Annotated in this window: 17 protein-coding genes and 3 pseudogenes; 13 read left to right on the top strand and 7 right to left on the bottom strand. The window is 71.4% G+C overall.

Features of this window, described 5'->3' with window-relative positions:
- The first annotated feature begins 138 nt into the window (after nucleotides 1–138).
- On the top strand, nucleotides 139–801 hold the full coding sequence (locus TR49_RS40535) for a zf-HC2 domain-containing protein (protein ID WP_052434846.1): 663 nt from the start codon (nucleotides 139–141) through the stop codon (nucleotides 799–801).
- Nucleotides 802–970: 169 nt separating this feature from the next.
- Nucleotides 971–2065: an NHL repeat-containing protein gene (locus TR49_RS33030; protein WP_042388264.1), complete on the top strand. Its 1095-nt coding sequence runs from the start codon at nucleotides 971–973 to the stop codon at nucleotides 2063–2065.
- Between the two features lie 224 nt (nucleotides 2066–2289).
- Here TR49_RS33030 and TR49_RS33025 read toward each other — a convergent pair whose 3' ends face one another.
- A complete protein-coding gene (locus TR49_RS33025; RefSeq protein WP_042388262.1) occupies nucleotides 2290–2649 on the bottom strand; it encodes a DoxX family protein in 360 nt (119 codons plus the stop codon).
- Entirely contained in the window at nucleotides 2646–3149 is a 504-nt protein-coding gene (locus tag TR49_RS33020; RefSeq protein ID WP_174501630.1) for a cupin domain-containing protein, read from the bottom strand. Before TR49_RS33020 ends, TR49_RS33025 begins: the two co-directional genes overlap by 4 nt.
- Before the next feature lie 81 nt (nucleotides 3150–3230).
- Between TR49_RS33020 and TR49_RS33015 the strand changes: the two genes are divergently transcribed.
- Nucleotides 3231–4088 (top strand): LysR family transcriptional regulator, encoded by an 858-nt coding sequence (locus TR49_RS33015; protein WP_236653634.1) that lies wholly within the window; start codon nucleotides 3231–3233, stop codon nucleotides 4086–4088.
- A 243-nt stretch (nucleotides 4089–4331) separates the two neighbouring features.
- Here the strand turns inward: TR49_RS33015 and TR49_RS45970 are convergent.
- Nucleotides 4332–4487: pseudogene (locus TR49_RS45970) on the bottom strand (hypothetical protein); the annotation flags it as partial.
- On the opposite strand from TR49_RS45970, the pseudogene TR49_RS45965 reads away from it, so the two are divergent.
- From TR49_RS45965 to TR49_RS32995, 4 genes and pseudogenes are all read left to right on the top strand, one after another.
- A pseudogene (locus TR49_RS45965) lies at nucleotides 4411–4934 on the top strand (SDR family oxidoreductase); the annotation flags it as partial. The pseudogenes TR49_RS45970 and TR49_RS45965 overlap by 77 nt on opposite strands.
- A gap of 249 nt (nucleotides 4935–5183) precedes the next feature.
- On the top strand, nucleotides 5184–7157 hold the full coding sequence (locus tag TR49_RS33005; RefSeq protein ID WP_042388253.1) for a potassium transporter Kup: 1974 nt from the start codon (nucleotides 5184–5186) through the stop codon (nucleotides 7155–7157).
- Between the two features lie 337 nt (nucleotides 7158–7494).
- Complete coding sequence (locus TR49_RS33000; protein WP_042388249.1) at nucleotides 7495–8010, top strand: universal stress protein; 516 nt, start codon at nucleotides 7495–7497, stop codon at nucleotides 8008–8010.
- Nucleotides 8011–8094: 84 nt separating this feature from the next.
- Nucleotides 8095–8652, top strand: a complete 558-nt coding sequence (locus TR49_RS32995) for a Uma2 family endonuclease (protein ID WP_160311675.1) — start codon at nucleotides 8095–8097, stop codon at nucleotides 8650–8652.
- Nucleotides 8653–8696: 44 nt separating this feature from the next.
- Here TR49_RS32995 and TR49_RS32990 read toward each other — a convergent pair whose 3' ends face one another.
- On the bottom strand, nucleotides 8697–10232 hold the full coding sequence (locus TR49_RS32990) for an APC family permease (protein WP_084725678.1): 1536 nt from the start codon (nucleotides 10230–10232) through the stop codon (nucleotides 8697–8699).
- 210 nt (nucleotides 10233–10442) lie between these two features.
- On the opposite strand from TR49_RS32990, the gene TR49_RS32985 reads away from it, so the two are divergent.
- Nucleotides 10443–12314, top strand: a complete 1872-nt coding sequence (locus tag TR49_RS32985) for a hypothetical protein (RefSeq protein WP_042388247.1) — start codon at nucleotides 10443–10445, stop codon at nucleotides 12312–12314.
- A gap of 234 nt (nucleotides 12315–12548) precedes the next feature.
- On the opposite strand, the gene TR49_RS32980 is transcribed toward TR49_RS32985, so the two are convergent.
- Nucleotides 12549–12851, bottom strand: a complete 303-nt coding sequence (locus TR49_RS32980; protein ID WP_042388244.1) for a hypothetical protein — start codon at nucleotides 12849–12851, stop codon at nucleotides 12549–12551.
- 333 nt (nucleotides 12852–13184) lie between these two features.
- Here TR49_RS32980 and TR49_RS32975 point away from each other — a divergent pair, with 333 nt between their 5' ends.
- Nucleotides 13185–14123: a LysR family transcriptional regulator gene (locus tag TR49_RS32975; RefSeq protein ID WP_042388347.1), complete on the top strand. Its 939-nt coding sequence runs from the start codon at nucleotides 13185–13187 to the stop codon at nucleotides 14121–14123.
- A gap of 80 nt (nucleotides 14124–14203) precedes the next feature.
- On the opposite strand, the pseudogene TR49_RS32970 reads toward TR49_RS32975, so the two are convergent.
- A pseudogene (locus TR49_RS32970) lies at nucleotides 14204–14341 on the bottom strand (ATP-binding cassette domain-containing protein); the annotation flags it as partial.
- Nucleotides 14342–14352: 11 nt separating this feature from the next.
- On the bottom strand, nucleotides 14353–15849 hold the full coding sequence (locus TR49_RS32965) for an aminotransferase class I/II-fold pyridoxal phosphate-dependent enzyme (RefSeq protein WP_042388241.1): 1497 nt from the start codon (nucleotides 15847–15849) through the stop codon (nucleotides 14353–14355).
- Between the two features lie 160 nt (nucleotides 15850–16009).
- On the opposite strand from TR49_RS32965, the gene TR49_RS43260 reads away from it, so the two are divergent.
- Genes TR49_RS43260 through TR49_RS32950 form a run of 4 tightly spaced genes read left to right on the top strand, consistent with a single transcriptional unit; the run spans nucleotide 16010 to nucleotide 18101 of the window.
- Complete coding sequence (locus TR49_RS43260; RefSeq protein ID WP_152627571.1) at nucleotides 16010–16405, top strand: aminotransferase class I/II-fold pyridoxal phosphate-dependent enzyme; 396 nt, start codon at nucleotides 16010–16012, stop codon at nucleotides 16403–16405.
- A 60-nt stretch (nucleotides 16406–16465) separates the two neighbouring features.
- Complete coding sequence (locus TR49_RS32960) at nucleotides 16466–16894, top strand: hypothetical protein (RefSeq protein ID WP_042388239.1); 429 nt, start codon at nucleotides 16466–16468, stop codon at nucleotides 16892–16894.
- Complete coding sequence (locus TR49_RS32955) at nucleotides 16888–17121, top strand: helix-turn-helix transcriptional regulator (protein ID WP_084725677.1); 234 nt, start codon at nucleotides 16888–16890, stop codon at nucleotides 17119–17121. The genes TR49_RS32960 and TR49_RS32955 overlap by 7 nt, the downstream gene beginning before the upstream one ends.
- Entirely contained in the window at nucleotides 17121–18101 is a 981-nt protein-coding gene (locus tag TR49_RS32950; protein ID WP_042388237.1) for an NAD(P)-dependent alcohol dehydrogenase, read from the top strand. The genes TR49_RS32955 and TR49_RS32950 overlap by 1 nt, the downstream gene beginning before the upstream one ends.
- The last annotated feature ends 11 nt before the right edge of the window (nucleotides 18102–18112 follow it).

The following is an 18112-nucleotide window of genomic DNA, read 5'->3' as shown; positions in this document are numbered from 1 at the left end:
CGGGGCGGGGTGCGGAGCGACCTCCGCACCCGCCCCGGCGGCGACCGGGGGCCGACGGGCGCCGCGCGGTGAAGTTCGTACGTAATCGCAGGTGACACGATGGCAAGGTGCCGATTCCGCCCCGATGTAGAGCGGTATGTGCTCGGGTTGCTCGACCCGGTCGGGTGCGCGGCCTTCGAGGCGCACCTGGGCGACTGCCCGGAGTGCCGGGCGGAGCTGTCCGCCGTGGCGCCGCTGCCGGGGGTGCTGCGCCACACGCGCTTCAGCGACGCCGACCCGTCCGCCGACCCGTTTACCGACCCGTCCGCGGACCGTGTCCTGGCCGGCGAGGGCGGCCCCGATGAGCGGACGCGCCGGGGCGCGACCGCGGGCGGGTGCCGGGCGGCCCGCCGCCGCGGCCGGCTGACAGCCGCGGTGCTGGCCGCAGCATCGGCGCTGGCCGTCTCAGGGATCGTGCTCGCCGGACACCTGTCACCGTCGTCGGCACCGTCGCCCGTGCCGTCGTCGAGGAGCGTGAGCGCCACGGACGCGGACACCGGCGTCAGCGGGACGGTGACGCTGACGGCCGAGCCGACGGGGACCCTGCTGCAGCTGCACGTGCACGGGCTGCCTGCGGGGGTGACCTGCCGACTCGTGGTGGGCGACCGCGACGGTCCGCCACAGACAGCCGCCGACTGGTCCTCCACCTATGCCACCGCGATCACGGTGCAGGGCAGCTCCTCGGCAGGGCTCTACGACATCACCGGTATCGACGTCGTCACCGCCCAGGGGCAGGTGCTCCTCGCGATGCCGGGCTCATGAGGGAGCGGCGCACGCTCCGGCTGCCATCCGGCTGGTTTCCACCTGTCCCGGGAGCGCGTCGGAGCGGTGTCCGGCGGTCCGTTGCTTAGCGTGACGTCGGTTCACCCGACCTGCGGGGGACCGGAGGACGTCACGGAGGTAGCTCGTGAAACTCAGCCTGCGCGCTTGTGTGACCGCTTCGACCGCTCTGGCGGCCACAGCCGCGTTTGCCGCACCAGCCACGGCCCACGGGCCGTTCGTCGGCCCGCTCAACACCGTCCGCACCATCGCCTCGACCGTTCCGGCCAACGGCGACGTGAACCCCTACGGCACCGTCCTGATCCAGCACACCGACGGGAAGCTGCGCCGCGGCAACATCCTGGTCAGCAACTTCAACAACAGCGCCAACCAGCAGGGCACCGGAACGACGCTGGTCGAGGTGAGCCCGCGCGGCAAGGTCACCCAGTTCGCCCAGATCGACCCCGCCAAGGTCCCGGGCTACTGCCCCGGCGGCATCGGGCTGACGACGGCGCTCTCGGTCCTGCCCGGCGGCTGGGTCGTCGTCGGCAGCCTGCCCACCACCGACGGGACGGCCGCCACCGCTCAGGCGGGCTGCCTGCTCGTCCTCGACAACCACGGCAAGGTCCGGGAGACCTTCGCCGGTCACGGCATCAACGGCCCTTGGGACATGACGGCCGCCACGCACGGCGACACGACCGACCTGTTCGTCACCAACGTCCTCAACGGCACCGTCCGGGCCAACGGGAAGATCGTCCGCAGGGGCACCGTGCTGCGGGTGACGCTCTGCACCGGGGACGGGAAGCGGCTGCCGACCCTGATGTCCACCACACGGATCGGCTCCGGCTTCGCCCAGCGCACCGACCCGAGTGCCCTCGTGATCGGACCGACCGGTGTCGGCCTCGGCCGCGACGACACGCTCTACGTCGCCGACACCCTCGGCAACCGCATCACCGCCATCCGCGACGCCTCCACCCGCCACGACAGTGCGGGCACCGGACGGGTCGTCACCTCCGGTGGGGCGCTGAACGGCCCGCTCGGACTCGCGATCGCACCCGGCGACGAGATCCTCACCGTCAACAGCGGCGACGGCAACCTCGTCGACACCGCCGCTAACGGTCGGCAGCTCGCCGTCCGCACGCTCGACAGCAGCGGCAGCCCCGCCGGCGCCGGGGCCCTGTTCGGCCTCGCCGTCGACCGCGAACACCACAAGGTCTACTTCGTCGACGACGCCACCAACACCCTCAACGCCCTCACCGCCCCCTGAGGAAGCAGGGGACGCAACAACCGAACCACAGGGCCCGCTGCGCCCACCGGCCGAGCCGTTCAGGTGCACGCAGCGGGCCTTCCCCGACAAGCCGACAGACGGAGTGCACGGCCAGAGCGGGGACCGCCCACCGCCGATGCGCTGCGCCTGGTTCGACTTCGCCGCAAACCGCCCGCAGCGCTGCCGGCCCATGTTCGGCACCCGCGGACCCCGGGTCCGCTCGATCACAGGCCGAGGGCCAGCCAGGCGGTCACGGCGGCGAGGGCGGTGAGCCCGACGTTGAGGGTGATCCCTGGGTCCTCGCCGGTCAGGTGGACGGCGATCGCGCCGGTCTGCAGGAGCACGAAGCCCAGGGCCGCGGCCCACGCCAGCCAGGGGGCGATGCCGGTCAGCGGCGGCAGGATCAGGCCGGTCGCGCCGAGTACTTCGACCGTCCCCAGGGCCCTGACCGCGGCCATGGGCATGCGGTCGACCCAGGCCATCATGGGTCGGAGCCGATCCCGACTGCGAGTCACTTTCAGTGCCCCGGCGTAGCAGTAGAAGCCGGCGAGCGGGACCGCGAGGATCCAGTAGGCGATGATCATGAGAGCTGGGCGGCGGGCTCGGTCGCGTAGCGGCTCATGGCGTCGATGTTCGCCTGTGGCGTCAACGGCTGCCCGCCGGTGAGCGCGTCCTCAAGGTCGCGGAAGTACTGCACGTAGAGGTCGGGGGTGAAGGTGCTGAGCATGACGGCAGGTTGGTCGGTCACGTTGGCGAAGGTGTGCGGGGTGCCGGGCGGAACCATGACCAGCGTGCCTGCGGTCGCGTCGTGGTCCTCGTCCCCGACGGTGAACCGCACGGTGCCGGAGAGGATGTAGAAGCCCTCGTCGTGTCGGGCGTGGCGGTGCTGCGGCGGTCCCTGGGTGTGCGGGGCGAGGACGGACTCGGCGATCGCGAGGCGGTGCCCGGTGTGGCTCCCGTCCTCCAGGACGCGCATCCGCGTGGTGCCCAGGACGAGCGTCTCGCCGCCGTCGGGACCCACCACCGACGCGGCGGCGTCGGCGTGCGACGCGTGCGGGCTGTTGGTCTCTGCTGCTTCGGTCATGCTCACGAGTGCACCGCCGAGGCCCCACGGCTGTCCAAGACCGATGCCGCACACCCGATACCTCGCGGGTATCGTCGCTGCGTGGAGCTTCGCACCTTGCGCTACTTCGTGGCGGTCGCCGAGGAACTGCACTTCGGCCGGGCCGCTGCCCGACTGCACATGAGCCAGCCGCCGCTGAGCCGGGCGATCAGGCAGTTGGAGGCCGAGCTCGGGGCGCAGCTGTTCGCCCGGTCGCCTGGCGGCGTCGGGCTCACCCCGGTGGGCACGGTGCTGCTCGACGAGGCGAGGGCCCTGCTCGACCACGCCGACCGCGTCCGTGAACGGGTGAGCGCGGCGGCCCGCGGCGCGACCATCACCGTCGGCATCCTGGGTGACGGCACTGACCCGGGGGCGACCAGGCTGGCCGCCGCCTACCGTCGACGCCACCCCGACGTCGACATCCGCATCCGGGACACCGACCTGACCGACCCGACGTGCGGGCTGCGCGCCGGTCTTGTCGACGTCGCCCTCACCCGGGCGCCGTTCGACGAGACCGCCCTGACGGTGCGTGCGCTGCGAACCGATCCGGTCGGCGTGGTCCTGCGCGCCGACGATCCGCTGGCCCGCCGCGACCGGCTGCGGTCGGCCGACCTGGACGATCGCAGCTGGTTCCAGTTCCCACCGGGCACCGACCCCGTCTGGCAGTCGTTCTGGAACGGCGGCAGGCCGCGCTCCGGCCCGGTGGTGCGTGCCGTCCACGAGTGTCTGCAGGCCGTGCTGTGGAACGGCACGGTCGGCCTGGCACCGCTCGGACACGACCTGCCCGCGGGCTTGGCCGTGGTGCGGCTGGTCGACATGCCGCCGAGCCGCGTGGTGGTGGTGTGGAACGAAGGCGACGCCAACCCGTTGGTCAGATCCTTCGTCGAGATCGCCACGACCGCGTACCGCCGGTCCGGCTGAGCCGACGTGACGAACTCGCGCACGCCGAGTGGGCGTTGCGGCAGTCCGTCCCCGCCGGCGCGTGGCTCTCCCGGACGGCGCCGACCAAGGGCTGGCGACACACGGTGTGACGACAGGCGTGACGCCCGAAGCCGAAGCCGAAGCCGAGGCCCAGCGGTCAGCGGGGGCCTCGCCCATCGTGCGGCGCCAACAGGCTTCGGCGACGGAGTAGAGGCCGAAGGCGATCAGGCCGAGTGCCACGACGACCAGCGCCGTGGGGCCGAGCGGGGTCCGGGTGAAGGAGTGCAGCGTGGAGTCGAGTCCCTTGGCCCGGTTCGGGTCGCTGCAGACCGCCAACAGCGGCGCCAAGCACGCCGTCCAGGGCTGGCACGAGGCTCTGCGCTGCGAGCTGCTGGCCACGGGCACGCGCGTGCGCACCACGATGGTGCAGATGCCGGCGGTCAACACACCCCGGTTCGATGGTGCAGATGCCGGCGGTCAACACACCCCGGTTCGATGGTGCAGATGCCGGCGGTCAACACACCCCGGTTCGACTGGGTCCGCTCCCGGCTCCCCGAGCGGGCGCAGCCCGTGCCGCCGATCCACCAGCCCGAAGTCGCGGCCCGCGCCGTGGTGTTCGCGGCGGACCACCCAGGACGCCGGGAGTACCGGGTCGGCGGCAGCACCGTGGCCACCCTGATTGCGAACGCGATCGCCCCGGCCGTGCTGGACCGCTACCTGGCCCGGACCGGCCTCGCCTCGCAGCAGACCGCCGAACCGCGGCCCGTCGGCGAGTCGGACAACCTGTTCTCGCCGGCCGACGCCGGGCAGGACCACGGGACGCACGGGCGGTTCGACGACCGGGCCAGGGGCCTCTGCGTCCTGCAGCAACTCGCCCAGCGCCTCACGGTCCTGGAGGAGCAGGCCCACCGGACGGCCGAGCGGCTGACGGGGCGTTGGCGACCGGCGCTGTCGGGGTTCGTGTCAGGCCTCCGCGGCGGGCACCGCCATGAAGCGGGACCCGGGGTTCCTCCTGCGGGCGATCGCGGCGCGGGGCGGGTATCGTCCGTAGAGCGCACCTGACCAGCCGCGATGCGGCCCGCTGAGGAGGCCGCCATGGCCGGTAGTCCGCAGGGATCCACGTCGGGCAGGGGTTCCGCCGGAGGGGTGGCGGACCCTGGAGGTCATGCGGCCGGGCTCGACGTCGTGCGTCTCGGGCTGGTGATCGGCGCCCTCGGCGTGGTCTTCGGGGACCTGGGCACCAGCCCGATCTACACCCTCCAGACCGTGTTCGACCCGAAGGATCCGCACCCGGTCCCGGTGACCACGCACAACGTCTACGGTGTGGTCTCGCTGGTGTTCTGGTCGGTGGTGATCGTCGTGTGGGTCACCTACGTGCTGCTGGCGATGCACGCCGACAACGACGGCGAGGGCGGCATCATGGCGCTGATCACCCTGGTGCGGCGCGCGAGCACGCAGCGGAGCCGGCGGGCGGTGGCCGTGCTCACGGGGCTCGGCATCTTCGGCGCGGCGCTGTTCCTGGGCGACAGCATGATCACTCCGGCGATCTCGGTGCTGTCGGCGGTGGAGGGGATGAAGGTCGTCCAGCCGTCGCTGAGCAGCGCCGTCGTGCCGGTCACCGCGGCCATCATCGTCGTGCTGTTCCTGGTCCAGCGCCGGGGCACCGCCGCCGTGGGGCGGGCCTTCGGGCCGGTCATGGTCGCCTGGTTCGCGGCGATCGGCGCCTGCGGGATCTCCGGCATCGTCGACCACCCCGCGATCCTCCGGGCGCTGTCACCGTCCTACGCGCTGGGCTTCCTGGTCGGTCACTTCGGCACCGCCTTCTTCGCCCTGGCCGCGGTCGTGCTCGCGGTCACCGGCGCGGAGGCGCTCTACGCCGACATGGGCCACTTCGGCCGCCGGTCGATCACCCGGGCCTGGACGTTCCTCGTCTTCCCCGCCTGCATCCTGAGCTACCTCGGCCAGGGCGCCCTGATTCTCGGCAACCCGAGCAAGATCAGCAGCCCCTTCTTCCTCCTGACGCCCGGTTGGGGACGGGTGGCGATGATCTTCCTCGCCACGGCGGCCACGGTGATCGCCTCCCAGGCGGTGATCACGGGCGCGTACTCGGTGGCCTCCCAGGCTGCCCAGCTCGGCTACCTGCCGCGCCTGCGCATCGCGCACACGTCCGAGTCCACCATCGGCCAGATCTACGTCCCGTGGATCAACTGGCTGCTGATGGTCTCGGTGCTCACCCTGGTCTTCGCCTTCCGCAGCTCCACGGCCCTGGCCTTCGCCTTCGGCATGGCCGTCACCGGGACCATCACCATCACCACGCTGCTCTACTTCTACGTAGCCCGGGAGAAGTGGGGTACGCCCCGGTGGCTGGTCGTGACCGGCGCGACGCTGCTGATGACGGTGGACCTGCTGTTCGTGGCGGCCAACATGACCAAGTTCGTCCACGGCGCGTGGCTGCCGCTGCTGATCGGCATCAGCGCGTTCACGGTGATGACGACCTGGCAGCACGGCCGTCAGATCGTCAGCGCGGAGCGGGCCCGGCGCGAGGGCCCGCTGCGCGAGTTCGTCGACCAGCTGCGCAGCGGCGAGGAGTCGACGGTCCGGGTTCCCGGTTCCGCCGTCTTCCTCAACCGGGGCGCGGACACCGCGCCGCTCGCGCTGCGGGCCAACGTGGAGCACAACCACGTCCGGCACGACCAGATCGTGATCCTGTCCATCGAGACCGAGACCGTGCCGCGCGTCCCGGCTGACCGGCGGATCGTGGTCGACCACCTCGGCTACGGCGACGACGGGATCGTCCACGTCTCGGCCCGTTTCGGCTACATGGAGACCCCGGACGTCCCCGGAGCGCTGGCGTTGCTCGACCAGGCCGAGACGGAGGGCCGGGTGCAGCTGGAGGAGGTCTCCTACTTCCTGTCGAAGATCGAGCTGCGGCGCGGGAAGGCGCCGACGATGAGCGCGTGGCGCAAGCGGCTGTTCATCGCCACCTCCTACATCACGGCCGACGCCGCGGAGTACTTCGGCCTGCCACGCGACAGCACGGTCATCATGGGCTCGCAGATCGAGGTGTGAGCCGTCCGTTCACCCAGAGCCGCCACCTCGGCTTCCTCGTGGAGCCCCGGGTGAACGTCCCGGAACTCAACATCGCGCTGACGAAGCCCGGCTGAACCCCGATCAGGTCCGGCCGCACGACGCCCCCGCGCGTCCTGCGGCCGGACCGCGCGTTTCACCTGGTCAAGGCGGCATCAAGGCCGGGCGCCCGGCCGTCAGGGAAGCGTCAAGAGCCTTCGCAGGCGAGTGGGCATGGTGTCCAATGAATCAAAGAGAGATATCCCAAGCTGCCGAGAGATTCGATGGCTGTTCCGGGATCTCGTCAACGAATCTGCGTCATCGAAGGAAGCGAAGCACCATGGCTCAGAACCGCGTCGTCGTGGGTGTCAACGGATCCGAGAGCAGCCTGGCCGCGCTGCACCGCGCTGCGGACGAGGCCCGCCGTCGCGGTGCGGTCCTCGTGCCGGTGCTGGTCTGGCACCCGGTGGGCGGCGAGATGGCCTACCGCAGTCACCCGTGCCCGCCGCTGCTGGAGCGGTGGCAGCAGGCCGCGTGCGACCGCCTCGACGCCGCCTTCGACCAGGCCTTCGGCGGCTGCCCGGCCGACCTGAAGGTCGAGTCCCTCGTCGTCCGCGCCGAGCGGCCCGGTCCGGCCCTGGTGGACGTCGCCGATCAGCCCGGCGACCTGCTGGTGGTCGGCACCGGCAAGCAGGGCCGCCTGGCCCGCCTGTTCCACGGGTCCGTCGCCCGCTACTGCCTGGCCCACGCCCGAGGCGCCGTCCTCGGCGTGGCCCCGACCGCCACGCCGGACCCGATCCGCCCGGCCGAGGACACCCGGCCCTCCTCCCGCGCCATCCTCTCGGTGGCCGCCTGAATGTGGCATTGGGCGCTGCACTCCGGAGTCGCCAGTCGGGCGGACGCGACACTCGCCCCGCCCCGCCCGACTATGGTGGCTATTGTGAGCGACCAGACAGACATGGACCGTGCGTGGGAGGAACTGCGGACTCCCCCCGGGCTTGTCGCCCAGTACTTCGGCGGTCAGATCGTCATGCAGGCGAACCCCACCGCACTGCACGACATGATCATTCGCAACGCGACGCGTCAGGACTACCCCGGGGTCGAGGCCTGGGGGGAGCGCGGCATCGACCTCGGCCCGGATGGCAAGCCTCGCCCGGACCTGGTGTACATCGCGCCGGAGGACATCGACCTGACCGCCCGCGACTGGCCCACGCCTTTGCTCCAGGCCGTGGCGGAGGTGGTCTCGCCGTCGTCCGCGAGGGACGACTGGCACACCAAGCGCGACCTCTACGCCCGACATGGAATCCCGGTCTACGTCGTCATCGACCCGCGTGACGCCACCTGGCAGGTGTTCGTCCTCGTGGAGGGCCTCTACGCCCACAAGAGCGACGGCGTGTTCGGACAGACAATCACAGCGGATCTTCCGGCCGGAACGGTCAGCATCGACACGCGCCAGTGGCAGCCCTACCCCAAATCCGAGCGCGCTGCCGGTACGTGAATCCGCGAGCCGAACGCGTCCCGGTGGGACGGACCGACCGGGCTTCATCCCCCGGGTTCCGGGGGAGGCGCGGGGGCGTGCCCGCGTAGGCCTTCGGCGTGGGTCAGGTGGTGGCCCAGGCGGCGGGCGGTGGTTGGGGCTGCGCAGACCGCGAGGGTGGCGGCTGCCAGCCAGCCGCCGGCGACGATCGGGAACCAGTGGCCAGGGCCCGACGCCGGGTAGGGGATGACGTTGCGGTAGACCGTGTAGCCGAGCACCGCCAGCGCCCCGACCGGGATGACGACCTGCCACATGGGCACGGGCATGCGGCGTTGGACGAACACCAGCCGGATCGCGCCCAGTGTGGTCAGCACGTAGGCGACCAGCAGGATCAGCGTGCCGACGGTGCTGCCCCAGACGAAGGTGTCCTCCGGCACCGCGGAGAACGCCACCACGCAGATCCCCAGGACCAGGGCCATCGCCAGCGAGACCGCCGTCGCCGCCCAGGCCGGTGTGCCGGAGCGGGAGACCCGGCCGGGGCCCCGGTCGCCGAGGCTGTCGCGCCCCAGCGCGAAGAGCAGCCGGGCCGCGCCGACCGTGCAGGCCAGGCAGCAGCCGAAGGCACTGACCGTCGCGCCCAGGGTGACCGCGTCGCCCACCCACGGGCTCAGATAGGCCCCGCCGAGGTCGCCGATCAGTGACGCGGAACCGCCGAAGGCCTTCACCCCGGCCGTGTTCGCGCCGAAGCCCATCATCTCGATCCCGGTCACGACGACGAAGAACACGCCTCCGAAGAGCGTGGTGCCGAGGATGGCGCGGGGGATGTCGCGGCGCGGCTCGTTCGCCTCCTCGCCGAGGGTGGCGGCGGCCTCGAAACCGGCGAAGGAGAGGAACCCGAAGACGACGCCGAGGAAGAGCGCGGACGGCGCGGTGCCCGGCGGCACGGTGAAGACGGACATGGTGAACCGATGTCCGGCCGGCGCGTTCCCGGCCACCAGGCGAACCAGCACGACGGCGCTGATGGCGAGGATCAGCGCCACGGTCACACCCTCGACGGTCAGCAGCACGTTGGTCCCACGGCGGACCGAGGCGACGGTCAGCCACCAGGACAGGACGAGGACGCAGCCGGTGAGGATGAACGGGGCGTCCACGGGCGGATGCGCCCACGCGCCGGTCCGCTGGAGGAAGGAGGTGCCGAAGATGCCCACCACCGAGGAGGTGGTGACGCCGTAGCAGAGGTAGGTGCCGATCAGCCCCCAGCCGGCCACGACCCCGCTGCGCGGGCCCAGCGTGGCGCCGACGAAGGCGTAGACGGAGCCGGAGTGGTGGAAGTACTGGCACAGCCGGACGAAGACGTAGGCCACCAGCAGGACGCCGACGGTCGCGATCAGGAAGGCGAGCGGCACCGCGCGCCCCACGCTCGGCGCGGCGGCCTGCGGGTTGATGTTGACCGCCATGCTGGGCGCCATCAACGCCATGGACAGGCCCACCGCCTGCCAGACGTTCAGGCTCCTGCGCAGGCGCGGTTCCCGGGGCGCGGCCTCGGCCGCGGTGACAGATGAGCCGGATCTCGAGTGGGGACGTGCACTTGAGTCGGACATGGCTACGAGTGTGACCCTCGCCCGGCCCGGACGTAAGACGCCGGACTCCGGGCGGCGCGCCGACTGTGCGCGGATCCGTGTTTTCACGGATGCCGACGCCGACCGGTCGGGATCAGGGTGGGGCCAGCGCGACCTGGGCGGGGGCGGGGGTATCCGCTGTCCTCGGTTCGGGCATGCGCCCTTTCCGCAGCACACACACTGGAGAGATCCGTGCGTTCCCGATTCGTCCATCGCCTTCTTCCCGCTTCGGCCTCGGGCCGCGCGACGTCCGCGGCCCTGCTCGCCACCGCGATATCGCTGGCCACGGGGTTGGCCGTGGCCACGCCCAGCGGCGCCGCCACGGCCCCCAAGGCCGTCGCGGCCTCGGCCGGCGACGTGGTCGACAGCCACTGGATGGGCCTGGGCTACAACCAGAACCCCCAGCCGCCGGACGGCACGACCTGGAACACCGCGGACTGGAACCTGATGGTGTCCAGGACCGACTACATCAAGCCCGGCCTGGTGCGGGTGATGTTCAACCTGCCCTGGTACTGGACCGACAACGGCCACGGCGGGACCTACGACTTCACCACCGACGCCTACCAGAGCGCCGAGAAGGTGATCAAGCACTACACCGACGAGGGCGTGCCGGTCGTCAGCGGGCTCTTCGGCATCGGAAGCCTGGCCTACACCGACGCCGAAACCGCGACCGTGCAGGCGAAGCTGGTCCAGCATCTGCAGGCCGACGGCGCCGCCCCCACGTACTGGGTCGGTGTCAACGAGCCCAACGTCGCCACCGGCCCCAAGGGGTACTCCTACGCGGACTGGACCACCGCGACCGGCAACCTCGCGTCCGCGTTCGCCACCTACGGGGTGGACACCAAGCGGACGGTGATCTCCGGCGCCGACACCGCCGAGGCGGGCATCTCCTCCTACGGCGGCGACCTCGGCTCCCAGACCGCGCCCAGCTGCACCTCCGGGTGCAACTCCAGCCTGGTCTGGAAGCTCGCCGCGCTGAACACCTTCACGGCGCAGGTCTACGCCGCGAGCGCCACCGACACCTCCGTCACCTTCCAGACCTCGCCGGACGGCACGACCTGGAAGAACCTCGCGGTGTCCGCGCCGACACCGGTGCCGATGGTGACCGGCAAGAACGGCGGCGGCATGTGGCGCTACACGTACACGGCCGCGGGCATCAGCAACGCCAAGTACCTGCGCCTGTCGGTGGCCTCCTCGCCGCTCGAGCACACCGTCGGGTCGGTCGACCTGGCGAACGCCACCACCTCCGTCGACGACTCCCTGGGCGACCTGACGCAGACGCAGACCGCCATGGACACCGGCGCCTGGAACGGAAACGACTCCTGGTGGCTGCGTTCCGCGCAGAGCGGTCTGCTGGGCGCCAGCGAGGCGCACTTCTACGACCAGGAGCTGTACGGCGCGGCTCCGGAGTACGTCGAACCCGTGCTGACCCAGGCGGTGTCCCAGGTGCGGGCCGCAGCGCCGGGCAGTCCCGTGTTCCTGGGGGAGACGGGCATGAAGGCCGCCCAGTTCCCGGACGGCAGCAAGGACTACGGCTTCGCGCTGCAGACCACGCAGGCGCTGCGCATGGCGGACCTGGCCGTGCAGGAGGCCCGCAGCGGAATCGACGGGGCGGCGGCCTGGTGCCTCGACGGCTACGACTCCACGGACTTCTGCGGGATGTGGGGCAGGGGGAGCGACGACCCGAACACCGTCTCGGCGCACTCGACCGCGCTGCGGCCCTGGTTCTACACCTGGAGCCTGCTGAGCCGGTATCTGCCCGCCGGCTCGACCGTCCACGCCCCCGCCGAGCCGGCCGGCACGCGGGTGCTGGCCGCCCAACTTCCCGATGGTGGTTGGACGTTCGCCCTGGTCAACCGCACGTCCTCGGCGCAGACCGTGACGCTGACGGAGCCCACCGGATCCCTGACGCTCAACAAGTACCTCTACGCGGACGGCTCCACCCCCACCACCGACGCCAACGGCTTCCCCACCAAGGTCGGAACCCTGACGGCGAGCTTCACCAACGGGCACGCGCTGACGGTGGGCGGCAACTCCGTCCTCGTGTTCACCACGGAGTCCTGACCGGCCGTCCGACACCGGACAGCAACTGATCAGTGCGGCCTTTGCACCACCGTGCCGGACGGGCTCGCCCCGTCCGGCACGGTGGTGCAAAGGCGAAGAAATTCTCGTCGCCTGCGCAGGACAATCGAACGGCGTGGAAAGCACGATACTTCGTGGTGTCGCCGATTTGGCGGAGAATTGAGCTATCGCTCCTGGAATTTCCAGCCGAAGCCATTTCCGGGTCGGAATTCCCCCTTAGTGTGAGGGGCCGGCGGCCGGGATCAGCGCGGCCTTCCGTGGGTGGAGAAGATCGACGAGGCGGCATCCTGCCCCGGCGAAACGGGCGGCGATGGCGCGGGCGGCCGCGTCGTAGAGGGAGAAGACGAAGGTTCCCGGTATGAGCAGCACGGTGACGAGGCGTTCGTCCGTCAGGGCCATGAGATGACCGAGTGCGGGTCGGGGGCGGGAAGAAGGGATGCCGTTGTCCAGGAACAGGAGGGGAATCGGTAGGCCCAGCTGCTCGGCGTGGTTCAGCAGCGTGTCCTGGTGGCTTCTCATGCAACCGGCGTCGAAGGGGTAGCAGCGCAGGTATATGGCAGAATTCGGACAGCGCGTTCCGCGCGTCCCGGACCGGCGAGCGCCCTGGGTTTGTCGTCTCTGCGTATCCATGAGGGATCTCCGGAGTTCACTCGTCTGCGACGGGCGGGTAAAGGTACGCGCCGAGGGTGCTCATTCGGCCGGAATCGCTGACGGCGGGCGGTTCGCGCCTCGTCGTGGGCCGCCGGGCGGGGGTGGCATTTCCCGGAGATGTGATCGATGATGACACGGCGGCCCGCTAAGAGGAATGCTTGATTCCTCTGGCTGGGCTCCATAGAGGGTAAGGTGATCACGATGCTGGAACTGCGACAGTTCCAGGTGCTCCGGGCGATCGCGCGCGAAGGCTCGCTCGCGGGGGCGGCACGCTCGCTGCACTACAGCCAGCCCACCATCGCCCACCACCTCGCCGCCATGGAGTCCCACTTCGGCGTGCCCCTGGTGCACCGAAGCCCACGCGGAGTCCACCTCACCGAGGCCGGACAGTTGGTCCTGCCGCACGCCGAGGCCGCGCTGCGCCGCGTCGGGCTCGCGGAGCAGGAGGTGCACGCGCTGATCGAGCACGGGACGCGGACCCTGCGGGTGGGCACCTTTCCCACGGCCGGCGCGCTGCTGCTGCCGCCGGCGGTCCGACAGCTCGCTGAGGCGGGTGTCAAGGTCTCCCTGCTGGAGGGGGAGCTGCCGACCGTGGTCGAGGCACTGAGGACCGGCGGGTTGCAGATCGCGCTGGTCTACTCCCAGCCGGGCGAGCCGCTGGATCTGGGTGAGGAGTTCGTGTTGCACCCCCTGCTGGACGACCCGCTGCAACTCGCGTTGCCCGCCAACCATCCGCTGGCGCATCTCGACAGCGTCCCGCTGGGGCGCCTGCGCGACGAAGGATGGATCATGGGGGCCTGCGACTGGGATCCGAGCGACCGGGTGCTCAGCTGGGCGTGCGCCCAGGAGGGCTTCGAGCCGGTCCGCGTCATGCGGACCGACGACTACGGCATGCTCAAGGGATTCGTGGCGGCGGGCACCGCCATCGCCCTGGTGCCCCGGCTCGCTCTCACCGGCAACGAGCCGGAACTCGACCTGGTCATCCGCGCCCTCGACGGCCCGCCGCTGGCTCGCCGGATCAGCGTGGCCATGCTGCGCACCACCGTCTCCGACTCCGCGCACGCCCTGCGCGAGGCCCTGTCCGAGCAGGCGTCCAGGATCACCGCGGCCTGGGACGAACGCGCCCGGTCGGCAGCGTGACAGGCTGCTCAGACCTCCTTGAGGTGCGCGAAGGGTTCGCGGCAGTCGGCACAGGACCGCAGTTCCGTGCAGGCCGTCGGACAGCGCAGGAATGACGACTTGCCCGAGCCGGACGGTCCGGCCAGGCAGCACACCTGTCCGGGCATGACCTCAAGGTCGACGCCCCGGAGGGCCTCGACCCGGCCGTAGGACTTGCGCACCTGCTCGGCCCGCACCATGGGCTCGACGGTCATGCGCCACCTCCCGCACGTCTCGGGGTGACGATGCGCAGGGTCCGGACGTCGTGGTCCGCCGCTCCGCGCACGTGACCGCCCGGGGCCGCGGCGGTGCCCTGGAGGAAGTCGACGAGTTCGGCTGTGATCACCTCGCCGGGCAGGACGTTGGGGACTCCGGGCGGGTAGGCGGCCAGGGTGCTCGCCGACACCTGACCGATCGCCTCGGCGGCGGGGACGCTACGGCTGCCCGCGAAGAACGCCTGACGCGGAGTCATCCGGACCTCGCCAGGAACGGGCAGCTTGAGGCGCCGGTCTCCCGTAGCCGCTGACACGTCTCCCACGGGCAGACCATGGAGCGCGTCGACGAAGCGGTCGACGTCCGGCGCGGCGCCGGCCCCGACCACGGCGACGACGACGGAGTCCGTGGCCATCTCTACCAGGACGTTGTGCTCGTACTGGAGCCGCCACCGCGCCTCGTGGCCAGGGACGCCCCCGGTGCGCGTGTCGACGGCGACCCGCAGCGGGTCGCTCGCCACGATGTCGGGGAACTCCCCGAAGTCGTCGCTGACGACGCCGAAGCGGCCACGGTCCCGGATGCGTTCGCGCATCAGATCGCTCGCGCGAACGGAACGCCCGATCGCCTCCGAACCGGTGGCGAGCCGACGTCGGGCCAGGTCGAGAGAGGCGAGCAGGAGGGAGCTCTCGCTGGTGGACTGGGTGAGTCGGAACGCCTCCTCGAGCACCGGCTCCAGGGTCTCGGCGTGGGGACCGTGGCCGAGATGGAGCATGGCGGACTGGGTGAGACTGCCGCCGAGCTTGTGGGTACTGGAGATGACCAGATCCGCCCCGAGTCGGAGGGCGTTCTGCGGCAGTCGCGGATGGAAGCCGAGATGTGCGCCCCAGGCCTCGTCCACGACGAGTGGGACGCCGGCCGCGTGAGCGGTGTCGGCCAGCGCCCGGACGTCCGCCACCGCACCGAAGTAACTGGGGGTCACGACGTACGCCGCCACCGCGTCGGGGTGCGCCAGCAGGGCTGCGTCGACGTCGCATGCGGTGACTCCGTGGGCGATGCCCAGGTCGCCGTCGACCCCGGGGTGCACGAAGACCGCGTTCAGGCCGGAGAGGATCAGGCCGTCGATGACGCTGGCGTGCACGCTGCGCTGGACCACCACCCGTGGCCCGAGCAGGCCGAGGGCCAGGGTGGCGATGCGGTTGCCCTGGGAGGCTCCGTTGGTCAGGAACCAGGTCCGGCGCGCCCCCCATGCTTCGGCGGCGAGACGGAGGGCCCCGGCCCGGGGGTTGTCCGGTCCCAGATCGATGCCGTCGATCAGCGGGGGCACGTCCGTGCGCATGGGCGCGGGGCCGAGGAGGTCGGCCAGCCCGGCGAAGGCTTCGGGGCTCGCCCCGTGTCCGGGAACGTTCAGCCGCTGCCATGGCGTCTGTCCGTGGGCGGCCAATGCCTCGGCGTAGGGAGCGGACGTCTGGGAGAGCGAGAGTTCTTGCGTAGCCACGCGGCGATGTTCGCACCGGAGTCAGGGCCGTAGGAATGCCGGACTCTTCTTCAGGGGTCCATAGTGCGTATGGCAGTCGGCCGCGCCCGCTGCCGAAAAGTGATGGCCACAGGTCGCTTGCGCTGCCCCGAGGCAGGGACGGTCGCCGCCTGAGGAGAATATGAGCGCGCGCACCGGAATTGCTGCGGCAAAAGGACTCGCAAGCGACGCGCTCTCCGGCCTCCGCGTCGGCTATTGCGTCGGTCCCGCGGCGCTGATCGCCGAGGTCCGCAAGGCCCAACTTCCCTTCAGCGTCGGTTCCCTGGCTCAGGCGGCCGCCGTCGCAGCGCTCGGCGAGCGGGCGGAGGCCGGCGCGCCGCGTCGGGCTCACGCTGCTGGAGCGGGAGCGGGTGATGTCCGGCCTGCACGAGTTGGGCTACGTCGTGCCCTCCTCCCACACCAACTTCCTCTGGCTGCCCCTGCGGGAGGCGAGCTCCGCCTTCGCCGAGTTCTGCCTCGGCCGCGGTGTCGCGGTCCGCGGCTTCGACGATGCGGCCTGGATGTACAGAATTCTTGACATGGTGTCGTGGAAGTTCGACACTACCGATGTCCGGTTTTCTTTACATCGGGAGCGGTTGTGGCTTTCGAAGAGAAGCGCGCCTGGATCCTCGGTCTGGTCTCGCTGGTCTCCTACGCGGTCTATCTGCTCCTCGTCCTCGGGCGTTCCGGGGGCGGGGAGTTGGCGCACACGCCGTACGTGTCGGCGTTGCTGTGGACGGTGGCGGGGTCGATCCTCGCCTCCGTCGCGCTGAGCATCCTCGTTGCGGTCGCCGACCGGGAGGGCGGCGGCGGGAAGGACCAGCGGGACCGGGAGATCCACCGGTTCGGCATGCACGTCGGCCAGGGCGCCGTCGTGCTGGGCTCCGTCTGCGGGCTGCTGCTCGCGCTGGCCCGCTGTGACCAGTTCTGGATCGCGAACGCCCTCTATCTCGGGCTGGTGCTGTCCGCCGTGCTCGGCTCGACGGCCAGGATCGCCGCCTACCGGTGGGGCTTCCAACCGTGGTGAGGCCGCCCACCAGGGTCACCAACCGGATCCGCGCACTGCGCTTCGCCGCCGAGGAGATGACGCAGGCCGAGCTCGCGCGCCGGATCGGAGTGACCCGACAGACCGTCATCGCCATCGAACAGGGCCGGTACTCGCCGACCCTGGAGCTGGCGTTCCAGATCGCCCGGGTCTTCGCGGTCCCGCTCGACGAGGTCTTCCAGTACCGCGACGACGAGGGGACGTTGTGATGAGGGCCGTGGTGCACGACGTTTACGGACCGCCGCAGGTGCTGCGGCTGGCGCAGGTCGACCGCCCGGACCCCGGGCCGGGGGAGGTGCTGGTCGCCGTCCGCGCGTCGGCCGTCGACCAGGGACTGTGGCATGTGACGGCCGGGCTGCCCTACCTGATCCGTGCGACGCCGTTCCGGCTGAGGCGCGGCCGCGCGAGGGTCCGCGGGATGGACGTGGCGGGCGTCGTCCAGGCCGTCGGGCAGGGCGTCACCGACCTGCGGCCGGGCGACGAGGTCTACGGCACCTGCGACGGAGCCTTCGCCGAGTACGCCTGCGCCGAGCCGCGGCGCCTCGCGCCGAAGCCGACCGGTGTCGGGTTCGGTGAGGCGGCCGTGGTCCCCGTCTCCGGCTGCACCGCGCTCCAGGCGCTGCGGGACGCCGGACGGCTGCGGCCGGGACAGAGCGTGCTCGTGCTCGGAGCCGGCGGCGGCGTCGGCACCTTCGCCGTGCAACTGGCCAAGGCGCTGGGTGCGGGTCACGTCACCGGCGTCTGCGGCTCCAGGCACCTGGAGCTGGTAGGCGCCCTCGGGGCCGACGAGGTCGTCGACTACACCCGGCCCGACGCCCGACTGCACGGGCGCCGCTACGACCTGGTGCTCGACATCGCGGGAGGTCGGCCGCTGTCGGAGCTGCGGCGGTTGCTGAACCCGCGCGGCACCGTCGTGTTCGTCGGCGGCGAGACCGGCGGCCGCTGGTTCGGCGGTCTCGACCGTCAGCTGCGCGGACTGCTGCTCGGCCTGGTCACCTCCCAGCGGTTCCGCCCCCTCGTCGGCACCCAGCGCCACGACGACCTGCGGCAACTCGCCCGGTTCGTCGACAGCGGCGCGGTTCGCCCCGTGGTCGACCGCCGCTACCCGCTCGCCGAGCTGTCGGCTGCCCTCACCCACCTTCGGGAGGGGCATCCCGGAGGGAAGATCGCCATCGACGTCGCCCTGTGAATCGGCGGCCG

This window comes from Streptacidiphilus melanogenes (genome assembly GCF_000787835.1).
GTDB lineage: Bacteria > Actinomycetota > Actinomycetes > Streptomycetales > Streptomycetaceae > Streptacidiphilus > Streptacidiphilus melanogenes.
Note: the sequence above shows the minus strand (reverse complement) of the source record. Positions and strands in the feature narration are given on the sequence as shown.